This window comes from Clostridium sardiniense, assembly GCF_016907995.1.
GTDB lineage: Bacteria > Bacillota > Clostridia > Clostridiales > Clostridiaceae > Clostridium > Clostridium sardiniense.
Genome location: NZ_JAFBDA010000008.1, coordinates 154,149 through 168,323 on the forward strand (window position 1 = coordinate 154,149; position 14,175 = coordinate 168,323).

At 26.3% G+C, this 14,175-nt stretch carries 11 protein-coding genes; 8 read left to right on the top strand and 3 right to left on the bottom strand.

Features of this window, described 5'->3' with window-relative positions:
• Positions 1 to 10: 10 nt before the first annotated feature.
• The 3 genes from JOC62_RS08970 (at position 11) to JOC62_RS08980 (ending at position 3,821) form a co-directional block, all read left to right on the top strand.
• Positions 11 to 991 (top strand): sensor histidine kinase, encoded by a 981-nt coding sequence (locus tag JOC62_RS08970; protein ID WP_204594926.1) that lies wholly within the window; start codon positions 11 to 13, stop codon positions 989 to 991.
• A gap of 224 nt (positions 992 to 1,215) precedes the next feature.
• Positions 1,216 to 1,962, top strand: coding sequence for an ATP-binding cassette domain-containing protein (locus JOC62_RS08975; protein ID WP_204594927.1), 747 nt, complete (start codon positions 1,216 to 1,218; stop codon positions 1,960 to 1,962).
• Positions 1,962 to 3,821 (top strand): ABC transporter permease, encoded by a 1,860-nt coding sequence (locus JOC62_RS08980; RefSeq protein WP_204594928.1) that lies wholly within the window; start codon positions 1,962 to 1,964, stop codon positions 3,819 to 3,821. Before JOC62_RS08975 ends, JOC62_RS08980 begins: the two co-directional genes overlap by 1 nt.
• A 44-nt stretch (positions 3,822 to 3,865) precedes the next feature.
• Here the strand turns inward: JOC62_RS08980 and JOC62_RS08985 are convergent, their stop codons facing one another.
• The gene (locus tag JOC62_RS08985; protein WP_204594929.1) at positions 3,866 to 7,234 is read right to left on the bottom strand and encodes a hypothetical protein; all 3,369 of its coding nucleotides are present in this window, start codon (positions 7,232 to 7,234) and stop codon (positions 3,866 to 3,868) included.
• A gap of 145 nt (positions 7,235 to 7,379) precedes the next feature.
• Between JOC62_RS08985 and JOC62_RS08990 the strand changes: the two genes are divergently transcribed.
• Complete coding sequence (locus JOC62_RS08990; RefSeq protein ID WP_204594930.1) at positions 7,380 to 8,261, top strand: MSCRAMM family protein; 882 nt, start codon at positions 7,380 to 7,382, stop codon at positions 8,259 to 8,261.
• A 77-nt stretch (positions 8,262 to 8,338) separates the two neighbouring features.
• Positions 8,339 to 8,848 carry a carboxypeptidase-like regulatory domain-containing protein gene (locus tag JOC62_RS08995; RefSeq protein WP_204594931.1) on the top strand — a complete coding sequence of 170 codons (510 nt, stop codon included), beginning with the start codon at positions 8,339 to 8,341 and terminating at the stop codon, positions 8,846 to 8,848.
• A 108-nt stretch (positions 8,849 to 8,956) separates the two neighbouring features.
• Here JOC62_RS08995 and JOC62_RS09000 read toward each other — a convergent pair whose 3' ends face one another.
• Entirely contained in the window at positions 8,957 to 9,115 is a 159-nt protein-coding gene (locus tag JOC62_RS09000; protein WP_204594932.1) for a hypothetical protein, read from the bottom strand.
• A gap of 728 nt (positions 9,116 to 9,843) precedes the next feature.
• On the opposite strand from JOC62_RS09000, the gene JOC62_RS09005 reads away from it, so the two are divergent.
• On the top strand, positions 9,844 to 11,034 hold the full coding sequence (locus JOC62_RS09005; RefSeq protein WP_204594933.1) for an acetate kinase: 1,191 nt from the start codon (positions 9,844 to 9,846) through the stop codon (positions 11,032 to 11,034).
• A 163-nt stretch (positions 11,035 to 11,197) separates the two neighbouring features.
• Positions 11,198 to 11,569, top strand: coding sequence for a VOC family protein (locus tag JOC62_RS09010; RefSeq protein WP_204594934.1), 372 nt, complete (start codon positions 11,198 to 11,200; stop codon positions 11,567 to 11,569).
• A 43-nt stretch (positions 11,570 to 11,612) separates the two neighbouring features.
• Here the strand turns inward: JOC62_RS09010 and JOC62_RS09015 are convergent, their stop codons facing one another.
• Positions 11,613 to 11,768 (bottom strand): hypothetical protein, encoded by a 156-nt coding sequence (locus JOC62_RS09015; RefSeq protein WP_204594935.1) that lies wholly within the window; start codon positions 11,766 to 11,768, stop codon positions 11,613 to 11,615.
• Positions 11,769 to 12,554: 786 nt separating this feature from the next.
• On the opposite strand from JOC62_RS09015, the gene JOC62_RS09020 reads away from it, so the two are divergent.
• The gene (locus tag JOC62_RS09020; protein ID WP_204594936.1) at positions 12,555 to 13,943 is read left to right on the top strand and encodes a L,D-transpeptidase family protein; all 1,389 of its coding nucleotides are present in this window, start codon (positions 12,555 to 12,557) and stop codon (positions 13,941 to 13,943) included.
• The last annotated feature ends 232 nt before the right edge of the window (positions 13,944 to 14,175 follow it).

Here is a 14,175-nt window from a genome sequence, read left to right on the forward strand (position 1 = left end):
AGAAATTTATATGAAGTTATTTATAAAAGATAATATAGGATATATAAGTATATATTTTATAAGTATTTTTCTTACGTTAGGATATTTAATTCTTCTAGGTACAGTTGAATTTAGTGAATGCTTATATATATTGTTATTTAATACATTTATTTTATTATGCTTTTTAACTTATAGATATTATAAAAATAAAGAAGTATACAAGTTCTTAGAAGATGGTATAAAAAATATTGATGAAGCATTTATTGATATTGGTAATTCTCTTTTAGGAGAAAATATATCTAATATTTTAAAGAAAGAGCATAGCCTATATGAAAGTGAGATTATAAAACTTAATAATACTCATGAAGAGCATTTAACTTTTATAAATCAATGGGTTCATCAGATGAAGACACCACTATCTGCAATACAATTATATATTCAAGAGTATGAGGGTGAAGAACCAATTGAAAGCATGAAAGCAGAGGTAAATAAATTAAATAAAGGTTTAAACATGGCTATGTATTTTGCGAGGCTTGATTCTTTTAGAAAAGATTTTGTAGTAGAAAAGTTTTCGTTGAATAATTTAGTTTTAAGTAAGATTAATGAAGAAAAACAGATGTTTATAAAAAGCAGAATAATGCCAAGGATTGAAATAGATAAGGATATACAAGTAAATAGTGATGCTAAGTGGATAAAATTCATATTAGAACAGCTTATAGTTAATGGATTAAAATATTCTAAAGAATATGGAAAAGAATTAATTATAAAAGCTTATGAAAGCACTGATAATATAAAATTAACCATAAGTGATGAAGGTATAGGAATACCTAAGAAGGATATTAAAAGAGTATTTGATCCTTTTTTTACAGGTGAAAATGGACGTAAATTTGGTGAATCTACTGGTATGGGATTATATATATCAAAGAAAGTTTGTGATTATTTAGGTCATGATATATCAATAGATTCAGAAGTTTTAAAAGGAACAACTGTAATAATAACATTTAATAAGTAGGATTATATGTTTTTAATATATAATTCTACTTATTTTATTAATAAATAAGTGTGACATACGTGTCACGTTTATGTAAGGTTTGGAGATAGTAACTTTATGGAACTCCCTTTAAACTAGTCATATAAGCGGTAGTAATGAAGGAGAAAGAAGTATGAGAGACCATAAAATAATTACACTTAAAAATATTTTATTAAAAGAAAGAAGTTTAAAGGGGGAGTAGAGACGTGGACATATTAAAGGTTAAAAATTTAAAAAAAGTATATGGAAAGAAAGTAACATTTAATGCTTTAGATAATATAAATTTTACTATAGAAAAAGGTGAATTTGTAGGGGTTATGGGACCTTCAGGAAGTGGTAAAACGACACTTTTAAATATGGTTTCTACTGTTGATAAACCAACCTCAGGTGAAATAACAATAAAGGGTAAGAATCCTTTAAAATTAAAAGGGGATAAGTTAGCTTTATTTAGAAGAAGAGAACTTGGATTTGTCTTTCAGGACTTTAATTTATTAGATACATTAACTATAGGAGAAAATATAGTATTACCATTAACGTTAGATGGGATATTAGTTAAAGAGCAGGATGAAAAACTTAATAAAGTATCAAAGATTCTTGGAATAAAGGATTTACTAGATAAGAGAACCTTCGAAGTATCAGGTGGTCAAGCGCAGAGAACAGCTATTGCAAGGGCGCTTATACATGATCCTTCAATTCTTCTAGCAGATGAACCTACTGGAAATTTAGACTCAAAGTCATCAAAGACAGTAATGGAACTATTTGAAAAGATAAATAAAGAAGAGAAGGTAACAACTATGCTAGTTACTCATGATCCATTAGCGGCAAGTTATTGTAGTAGAATTCTCTTTATAAAAGATGGATATATATATAATGAAATTTACAAAGGGGAAAGTAGAGAACAGTTTTATCAAGAGATAATAGATGTACTTGCACTATTAGGAGGAACAAATTAATGAATTTTAGACAGTTTGCAACTAAAAATGTATTAAGAAATATAAGGGCTTATTTTGGATATTTTTTAAGTAGCACTATATCTGCAGCATTATTATTTTCATTTACTATGCTAGTAATGCATCCTGATTTGAATATTAACATTTTGCCAGAGCACTTACAACAAGGTTTTAAGTTAACAGCATCAATTGCATACTTATTCTTATGCTTTTTTGTATTCTACTCAGTAAGTATATTTTTAAAAAGTAGGTTTAAGGAATTTGGAATACTATATATTTTAGGAATATCAAAAAGACAGATAAGAAAAATGATTGCAATTGAAAATATGCTTATAAGCACTTCAGCAGGATTTTTTGGAGTGTTAATAGGCTTAGTATTTTCTAAGGTGTTTTTAGCACTGAGTGGAAAACTGTTAGGTATTGATGCTTTAGAATTTTATTTACCTGTTAAAGCAATTATAGTAATTCTAATAGCATTTATTTTAATGGGGATTGTAATATCGATTTTTACCACATCAATAATAAAAGAAGATAAGGTTCTAGGTTTACTTAAAGGAACTCAAAAGCCAAAGGATCAGCCTAAGAGTTCTAAAATTCTATCAATATTAAGTTTAATTTTATTAATAGGAGGATATTACTTCTCTATTACATCAACTATGAGAAATATATCTTATAGAATTATACCTGTAACCGTAATTGTCATAATAGCCACATATCTTTTATTCTCACAATTTAGTATATTCCTTATAAAAATTATGAAAAATAACAGGAAATTCTATATGAATAAAACATCTGTATTATGGATATCAAATCTTTTATATAGAGTTAAAGATAATTCAAGAATGTTTTTTCTAATAGCAATAACTTCATCAGTAGTATTTACATCAATTGGTGGAGTAACAGCTTTTTGGATGAATAAAGAAGAGGAAGTTCAAAAAAACTTTCCTCAAACATTTTTTTATTCAGGAGAAAAGATAAATAGTAATAGAATAGATTTTATTGAAAATTCTCTAAAAAGGGATGGATACGATTATATGAAGGAGCAAGGTGCAATTAAATTTGTATTCCCTGAAGAGAATACTATAGCTCTACATGTAATTAGTCAAAGTACTTACAATAGTTTAGCTCAATCTCTTGGACAAGAAGAAGTACATCTTAAAAATAACGAAGCACTACTAGGAACACCACTTAATAGTACTAAAAGAGAAAATATTCTAACAAATAATATGGATATAAAGGTAATTGGAAAATTAGAAAAAAGAATAGTACCTGCATATTATGATGATGTTTATGTTGTAAATGATTATACCTATAATAAACTTAAAGAATCAGAATCTTTATTTATTGCTTTCAATGTAAAAAATTATAAGGATACTTTAAATATATGTAATGACTATAATAAAAAATTTGGAGATGAAAGATATAGTGGCGAGTATACTTTACTAATGAAGGCTGAGATGCTAGAAGCAAGCAAGGTTGAATATGGAGAAGTTATGTTTTTAACTATATTCATAGGAATAATATTCTTTGTAACTACAGGAAGCTTTTTATATAATAAGTGTTACATGGATGTTGAAGAAGATAAAATTAAATATAAAAAGTTAAATAAGATAGGATTAACTTTTAAAGAGATAAAAAAAGTATCAACTATTGAAATTGGAGTACTGTTTTTATTACCATATGCAATAGCTGTTATTCATTCAATATTTGCACTAGAGGCATTAAAGAGCGCTTTTAATATAAATATAAGCATAGCTGCTTTTCTTGTAATGGGAAGTTTCTTATTAGTACAAATAATATATTTTTTAATTATAAGAGGAAATTATTTGTTAGAAGTAAAAAGAAGTTTAAATAACAAATAATATAGAAGGGTAGTTACATTTTAGTAGCAACCCTTCTATGCTATTTATGGGTCTTGAAGTGTTGTTGGAATTGTTTTGTTAGTATTTTCGTTATTAAGTGAGATAGCCTTTACAAGCATAGTTGTATAGAAAGGCATTCCACTATCCACTGGTATTATATATCTAAAAGATATATAAACACTATTTCCATGATTAATATTATTTAATAATGATGATGTTATATTAGCAGAAGTATTTGGAAGAATAGATTGTACAAATGTTTCGCCAATATAAACATCATAGATATATTTAATTGGAGTCATCTCTAATCTATAGTTATCAAATCCTTGTCCTATATTAGTTAAAATATATTCTATTTTAGTTGGCTCTCCAAGCTGAGATAGATTAATTGCAGCATCACTACCAATTAGACTGTAAAATGATAATGGTAAGAATTGTATTAAGCTATTTATATATAATTCATTATTATAAATCAAATCAGAAGTATATATTTTACTTTTATATATTTTATTGTAATATTGATTTACATGACCAGTTATAATTAGCTTACTTTCAGCAATAGGTCCATTTAAAATATTAGATTCAAATACTAAATATTTACTAGATAAAGCAGAAATATCATCTATATTTATAGATAGTATATGAGTAGTACTGTTGTAAGTTGAAGTAATTCCGTTAGAAGACAATGTAATACTATTAAAGTTTAAATAGTTTGGAATACTTATAGTAGCATAAATATTAGTAGCATCAGTGCTTCCTAAATTAGAAGTTTCAACTTTGGTATATACTTTATTAAAGCTTCCAAGGATAAATAATTGTGTAAATCCATTCATAACTCCAGAGGAGCCAATATTTAAGTCAATATGAGGATGATTTATTATAAGTGAATTATTTATACCTAAATTAGTACTTACGTTTAGCATATTTATATAAGTCAAATTACCATAAAAATTTTCTGTAGTATAGAGTGGATTTTGACTTGATACTATTGAGTCACTTATTAAGCACTTAATTTTATAATTATAGATAATTGAGTTAGATGTTGTATCTATATTAGTTATAGTGTTAAAAACCACCGTGTTATTTACCAAAGAAGAATCTATAGGAATATCATTTAGCCATGCTTCATTTAAATAAGTTTGATATGATGGTATTAATATCAAGCCAGATAATGATGATAACTTCTGTCCCATAGGGATTATAATTTTAAGAGTATAATATACAATATCACCTACAATTTTTGTAGGTGAATCACTATTTAGTTGAAGTGTAATAATCTCTGAACGAAGTGTTGTACTTTGTGTTAAAGCACCAATATCATATTGTAAATTTTCTAGAGTTGAATTATAACTCTGTGTATATGGTGATGTTGTAGAACTTGTAAAAGTAAAGGATTCATTAGGACCTAGAGTATTAGTTATTGCTATTTTATAACTTAATATAAAAATATCATTTGGTCCTAATTTAGCAATATTAATAACTATAGAATTATTTTGTATTGTAAATGGGACTATAGAATCATTCACTTTAGCAATTATAGAGTTTTGATCTAGTATTACAGAAGCTGGAATTGATTCAGTAAATGTAATATTAAATGCATCAGTTACGTTATTTAGAGAATTATCATTTTTAAGAGAAGCATTAAAAGAATATATTTCTCCAATCTTTACTTTACTTATATTATTTCCAAATACGTTTCTATTTAAAATTAAATTTGGTTTTCCCAAAATAAATCCTACTTGGCTTCTACTTGAATAACCTATTCCATTAGAGTTTACAACTTGTAACTTAAATAGATTATAAGGGAAATTAGTATTTGAATTTATATAATCTATTTGAGTAGTATAATCTATATCAAAGGATTGACCTCCAGATATACTATTTACAAACCATAATACACCGTTTGGAGATACTGGAACAATTCCAGTACCAGGATATTCATTTGATGAATAATTATATTTAATATTGATAATATCTTTAGTCATATAAGGATAAAAATCAAATATTTTAACTTGGCTAGAAGGAGCCAGTATATTGCTTCCAGTATAAGTTGATTTATAACTTACATAATCGCCAGGAGCGACAATATTAAAGGGTTTTGGTGTATTATCTCTATAATAATATCCAGTAATAACTTTAGAGATTAATGGAGAACCAATTCTTAGGGCAGTAGAATTTGATGAGCTTATAAGTTTATTAGTAGCAGTACTTATGGCATTACAACTTGTTGAAACGGTAAAGGTATCACCAGATAGAATATCTAGCCCATTAGATAGATATCTATTAAGAATGTTACCATTAATTTTTACAATTGATGTTTGACCGGGAGATATGGTTCCTACATTGAATAAAACTTGAGTTATTCCACCAGAAGAAGTAGTTTTTGAATTATACATAGGAGTACTAGTATCATCAAGCATTTGTCCATCGCTTGTAGTTAGATATCCACTAAGATTCAATAACCCATGATATAGATTGTTATAAAAATATACATAGTAAGTTAAATTTTCGTTTATATCAACTATATATTTAGATAAAACTATATTTAAAATTACCTCAAAAGCAACAAGGGTATAAACTTGAGAAAAACTCACATTATCTATAATCCAAGATAATTCATTTGAAATTGATGAATTATTCTCAATATATGAACCTGATATAATACCATTAGTGTAATATCTTTCATTGACTTTTATATCAAAACTTATTGTTACAGTAGTATCTTCAGGTATTGAAATATTATTCCAAACTAAAATAAAATTATTACTTAAAGTGCTTGGAGCGAGAAGTGTAAAATTATTAAGTTCCTGCGATGAATAACCGAATATAACTAAATTGCCCAAATAACTTATCCCATTGCCTAAAATATCTGTAAAACTATCAAAGAATATATCAGAATTTTTAGCTGTTTTAATTATTATAGATGAGGAATAGGTTCTACCTAATAATAATTCAGATGGGTTTACTTTATAAATAATATATCTGCTTGCATTAAATAAAAAGGATGATATAGCATCTATAATTTCATTATCATTATCATAAATTCCACGAGGCATAGTATCAGCAAATGCATTAATACTACATGGTATTAATGAGCCAAAAGGTATAGTATCACCATTATTAAATTCAGTATTGAGTTTTAAATTAAAATTAATGCCATAATCTATTTCATTAGGAGCTAGATCCTTTATATTTGTAAATAAATAAATATTATCTGATACGCTTGTATATGGTACTGAAGAGCTAACAAACGTGATTCCATCACCTAAATTAAGAGTAAATGATAAGTTATATAAAGTGCTAGTACTATCAGTATTAGATACGGTAGTTAATACTGAAATAGTTCCTCCAGTAGTTAAATTAATAATTGAGTCATTATTTATACTGATTAGAAAATTTGAAGGGTTATACATGTTGCACCTCCATAAAAAGATTTTTATATATTATATTCGGCTAAATGTAGTTTGTTATAGCACATTACTGTGTTTATTAATATAATACATTATAATATTTAAAAAATTTGTGATTTTAAGTAGAAGAATAAAGGAGAGAACTTTTATGGCAACGATAAAACAAGATATTTATGTGCTCGGTCAATCTCAAGCTAAACAAATTAATAGTGTAGGCCAAGAAATTAGGTTAGACTTATCTTTGAGACCACAAGTATTAAATAATACAGGAAAAGTTACAGGAACGGTAACTTCAGGTGGAAACCCAGTCCCTAATGCTTTAGTTAAGATTATGGATTCTAATTATAATCCAATATTACATGCTGTAACTGCACTAGATGGGACTTATACATTAGATAATCTTCCAGCTGGAACAGGCTATAATATATTCTGTACAGCAGCTGGAATGGCACTTCAACAAGGAGTAAGCTTTAGTATTGCTGCTGGACAAGTTATAAATAGAGATTTTAATCTTGTTAGTGATCCAGCAGCCCAGCTTGGAATAATTGCAGGAGACTTAGTTGACTCTTCAAGCAATACACCTATAGGCGGTGCAGTTGTTTCATTATATTTGGTTAATCCAGATAATACAGAAGTTCTTCAAGCTATAACTTATACTAATGAGTATGGACAATTCGTATTTAGAGAGCTTGCAATTGGAAATTATTCAATAAGAGTATCAGCTTTAGGATATATAGGAGCATCTAGTACTGTATCTATAAGCACACCTGGTCAAATAGTCCCTTCACTAATTACAATAGCGCAGGATCCAAATGCTTCAAGAGGTACTGTTTCAGGTATTATTACAGATAATAATAATCAACCAATTGCTAATGCCGATGTTGTCTTATATAAAGTCAATTCAGATGATTCACTGACAGCTATTTCATTTGGTAAAACTAATGCTTCAGGAGTATATTTGTTTATTAATGTTCCACAAGGAAACTACAAAGTTAAAGCGAACCAAACACAAGATGTTATTGTACCTTAATAAATTTAAAGAACTGGATTTTAATTCAGTTCTTTAAATATACATATAAGTAATTTTAATAAAGGTGAATATAACATATGATTAATAGATTTTTATTTATATTAATACTGATGATATTACCTAGAGAAAAATATAAAATAAATAGTAGAATATATATTAAATTTAATGTCAGAGATGAGAATAATGTTCCTATAAAAGATGCTAAAATTTCAATTAGGGCATATAAATCAAAAAAAATTATAAATATTTTGACATGTTATAGAGGAAGAGCACTCACTAGTGGAATCTGCAAAAATACTTATAAAATTACTATTTCTAAGAAGGGATATACAGAAAAAACATTTATAATTAAGGCATTCAAAAATATTAATTGTAATATAAGTTTATGTCATATAAATACTAATAGAATATATGGATATATTACTGATATAAATAATAGAGTCGTTAATAAGGCGATTGTAGTATTGTATAAAGTAATTTCTAAAAAAGTATATATACCAAAAAAATTTACCTATACAGATTTTACTGGAGAATATAATTTTTTTAATATACCAAAAGGAAAGTATATTATTAAGGCAATAAAATAAATTATATAAATAGGTATTAAAATAAATTAGTTTATTGGGTAAATATATATAGAGAATAAAACAAAGCTCCACAACAATAAATGTTTTGTGGAGCTTTGATGTTTTATATTATTTATTATTTTTCTTATCCTTCTTGTCTATTCCACAAGGTACCCAAGGATAATCAGGATGTGATGGATCACAAGGATCTGTTACATCTACCTTTTTTTCTTCTTCTACGATTTGATCAAAAAATTCTGGTTTTATAGTTTTTTCTTTATTACTCATATTTAACATCTCCAATTCTCAATAAATTCTATATTTAAATTATATATTAAATAATAATTATTATCAACAAATAATTTATTGAATATTTTATTAATAATAAAAATACAATAATTAGAAACATATTTTATACACTTTTATATAGTTTGGTAATTGTTTTATTTAGTATTTGTAATTAATATTTTAATAATTCATTGCATTTATTTTAAGGTAAAAAAATACTTGGTAATAAATAGTTGATTAAATATTTATTTTATGAACACAAATTTTATAAAATGAACCATAAATGAATATAATCGCGTATAAATGAACAATTGTTAATAAATTATGATAAAAAAGCACTTATTTTTAACTAAATTTTAATAAATACTCAATAAAAATATTTATCTAATTATTTTTATTATTTTATTTGCAAATGTTGATATATTAATATAAAATGTTTACAATGAGAGTGTAAGTAAATGCTTACATGTACGATGATTATTAATACTTTGAGTGAGCGAAGGATAATAATTTAAAGAGGTAAATATAGGGGATTGGGATTTGGAGTTGTTATTTCATATAAAAATATAGATGCTGGGTATATTTTAAAAGGTATAGAACAATTTACCAATATATTTAGGCCCAATTAATTATTTATAAAGAGAATGTTCATTAAGGGTATTGTAAACGTTGTTGTAATTATTTTAAAAACAATAGATGACAATGAAAGAATAGGATGGTGTATTTAAATGAAGGTACTTGTTATAAATTGTGGTAGTTCATCTTTAAAATATCAATTAATTGATATGACAAATGAAGAATGTATCGCACAAGGATTAGTTGAAAGAATTGGACTTGAAGGTTCTGTTTTAACACAAAAATCAGATAAAGGTAAATATAAGATAAATGAAGAGATTAAAAATCATAAAGATGCTATAAATTTAGTACTTAAAGCATTAGTTGATGAAGAAAATGGTGTAATTTCATCTATGGATGAAATATCAGCTGTAGGACATAGAGTAGTTCATGGCGGAGAAAGATACGCAAATTCTGTTGTTGTAGATGAAGAAGTAATTAAATATTTAGAGGAATGCTCAAAGCTAGCTCCTTTACATAATCCACCAAATATTATTGGAATAAGAGCATGCCAAGAAATTATGGGTGATACTCCTATGGTTGTAGTGTTTGATACAGCTTTCCATCAAACAATGCCAGAAGTTGCATATATTTATCCAATAGAATATGCATTATATGAAAATTATAAAATAAGAAAGTATGGATTCCATGGAACTTCTCATAAGTATGTATCAAATAAGCTTGCAGAAGTGATGGGTAAAGATATTAGAGATTTAAAAATAATAAGTTGTCACCTAGGAAATGGAGCGAGCTTAGCTGCTGTAAAGGGTGGTAAATCTGTTGATACTACTATGGGCTTTACACCACTTGAAGGTATTGCTATGGGAACAAGATCAGGAAGTATAGATCCATCTATTCCAACATATCTAATTAGTGAATGTAATTATACAGCAGAGGAAGTAGCTAATTTATTAAATAAAAAATCAGGAGTTCTTGGAATATCAGGAGTTAGCTCAGATTTTAGAGATATAGAAAAAGCAGCTTCAGAAGGAAATAAAAGGGCTCAATTAGCTTTAGATATATTCCATTATAAAATTAAAGGACAAATTGGAGCATATGCAGCACAAATGGGTGGAGTAGATGCAATTATCTTTACAGCAGGAGTTGGAGAAAATGGTCCAGAAACTAGAGAAGCTTGCTTAAGTGGACTAGAGTTTTTAGGAATTAAAGTAGATAGTGAGAAAAATAAAGTAAGAGGTAAGTTAGCTGAAATTTCATCAGATGATTCAAAGGTAAAAGTCTATGTAGTTCCAACTAATGAAGAGCTTATGATTGCTAAAGACACTGTGAGATTACAAAAGTAAAAATTTTAAATATGTAAGAATCCTAATATGTTATTAGGATTCTTATTTAATTACAAGTATTTTTAGTTAAATTTTTTGTATTATGTAAGACTAATAATACAAAATTATTATGATATAATATGAAAAAGAAATACTACTGTATATATTAGAAGGAGTGATAGCAGTGAATTTTTGCTGGAGTACATTGACGGTATCAGATATAGAAAAATCATCAAAATTTTATAAGGATATAATTGGATTAAAAGAAATAAGAACTCTAAGGCCTAATGAAGAAATGACTATAATATTTTTAAAGGATAATCATAATTTTAATTTAGAGCTTATAGAAAATAAAAAAAATGATGAAGAAAAAATATTTAAAGGAATAACTTTAGCTTTTAGAGTAGATTCATTAGATGAATCTATTGAGGATATGAAGAATAAGAATATAGATATAGTAAGAGGACCAATTAAAGTCTTTAAAGATACTAAGTTCTTCTTTATAAAAGATCCAGATGGATTAGAAATACAAATTGTTGAAAGTAATGAACTTTAATAAAAAAGATTCTACCTTATTTATAAAGGTAGAATCTTTTTTATTAGTTAATATGTTGACTTTGAAAACCTTCGCGTTTAACTGAGTGTTTCTTTTGAGTTCTATTATGATTTTTACCTTCTTCACTAGTTATTGGTGTTTGGTAATTACATTTTTTCATTCTATCTTTTTTATTATCAGGCTGACTATCTTTTGTCATATTCTCACCTCCAGTAATTGATAATATTAGTATGCATAAAATATGTTAAAAAAACACGAGAAAAGATAAGGAAAATATTTTAAAATATTCACAAAAAACACAAAAATTAGAGTTAAAATAATAATAGAAATAATTTTTAAAAATATGTTAATATGTTTAAAAAATATTATAAATTTAAAAGTTAAATTTATGAATTCTATATTGCCGAAGTATAAGTATACTGGTATTATTAGTTGTGAACTCAAACTAGTAAAATTTTATATTTATTTTAACTAGATATTAAACATATAAAGCTAAAATTTTAGTTACCTAAATATAGGTTTTCTAGAAATCGCATTTTAATACACATGCTATACTCAGAGAGATCTTGATGGAATTATTTTAAAAGATGTATTATAAGTAACATCAACTATTAAAATCCACCATAGCGATATAGTGGATTTTTTATTTTGAAAATTTTATTCCGTATGTGAAAAGTATTACTTAATTAAGCAATACAGGAACAATAAAAATAGGTTTGTAGTTGATAAGTCTTAACTATAATATTTTATTCTTTTAAAGAAAGTAATCCTAATTATAAGTATTAGTACATATTTATAGAATGTATTACATAAGTAATGAGATATATTTAAAATAAAATTTATGATTATATAAGGGGTTAGGACTTAATATATGAATAAATTTTTAAAAGTAACAAGCGTATTTCTAAGGCATAAGTTAAAAAAGTAGAAGTATTAAAATAAAATTTTATGTTGTGTGTAACAAGTACAGGGGAGAGTAATCATTATGGAAAAAGAAAAAAATAATCGCAAAAAAATAATTACAGGTATTATAATTGCATTTTGCATTTTACTAGTAGTGTATTTAGGTATGTCATTTTATTTTACTAACCACTTTTATTTTGGATCTGAAATTAACGGTATAAGTGTGTCTGGTGAAACTGTGGAAGAGGCAAATGAAAAAATATCATCACAAATTGGAGCATATAAGTTAGAGTTAGAAGGTAGAGATAACTTAGATGCAGAAATTACAGCATCTGATATAGGATTGCAGTATAATTCAACAGATAAGATTCAAGAGTTAAAAGATAGCCAAAATCCATTTGCTTGGATTATTCATATTTTTAAAGCGAAGAATTCAGAGGTTACTGAAATGGCTTCATATGATAAACAAAAATTAGATAAATATGTTAATGAGCTACCTTATTTCAAGAAGAAAAATATAGTTGAACCTAAGAATGTTAGCTTTAAGTATGAAGATGGTCAATATAAAGTTGTAGATGAAGTATATGGAACTAAAGTTAATAAAGAAACTTTATATAATGAAATAGTAAAAGCTATAGCTAATGGCAAACATACGTTAAATTTAGAAGAAGCTAATTGTTATGAAAATCCAAAATATACTACAAAATCACCAGAAGTAGCACAAGCTAAGGACAAGCTTGATAAATACGTAAAAACTAATGTGACTTATACAATAGGAGATAACAAAGTTAACTTAGATGGCTCTACAATAAATAAATGGCTTGAAGTTAATGGAGATTTAAATGCTATTATTAATGAAAATAAAGTTAGCAATTATGTAACTAATTTAGCTAAAACTTACAACACATACGGAAAAACAAGAGATTTTAAGACTACACTAGGAACTGTAGTAAAAGTTCCAGGTGGAGATTATGGATGGGCAATTAGTATTCCAAATGAGACACAAGCATTAATGGAAGATATAAAGAATGGAGAAACTGTAAAGAGAGACCCTAAATATTCTCAAACAGCAGCAGCTTATGGTTCAGATGATATTGGAAATACTTATGTTGAACTTGACATGACAAAACAACATCTATGGTATTATAAAGATGGAGTTCTTGTAGCCGATGGTGATGTAGTTACAGGTAATGAAAGCAAAAAATGGGGAACACCTGTAGGTACTTATAGGTTAAAGTATAAGGAAAAAAATGCAACACTAAAAGGAGAAAATTATAGTTCAAAGGTTGATTATTGGATGCCATTTAATGGTGGGATCGGTCTTCATGATGCAAGCTGGAGAAATAAATTTGGTGGAGAAATCTATAAAAATAGTGGTTCTCATGGTTGTGTAAATGCACCACATGCTCTTGCAGAAAAAGTATTTAATAATATAGAACCTAATACACCAGTTGTTTGTTATTTTGAGTAAATAACTATAATAAATTATATAAAAAAATCTACATTATTATTTAATGTAGGTTTTTTTATTTTAAATTATTTTAATACAGTGAGATTCAATACAAGTGTTAACTTGAATTAAATAAGTAATTTTAGGTACTGTCTTTCTAGATAAAATTTATATATAAAATATGACTTTAATTCAAATTAGGTTACAAATATTAGATTTAATGATATACTTTATATGATTTAATATATACTTT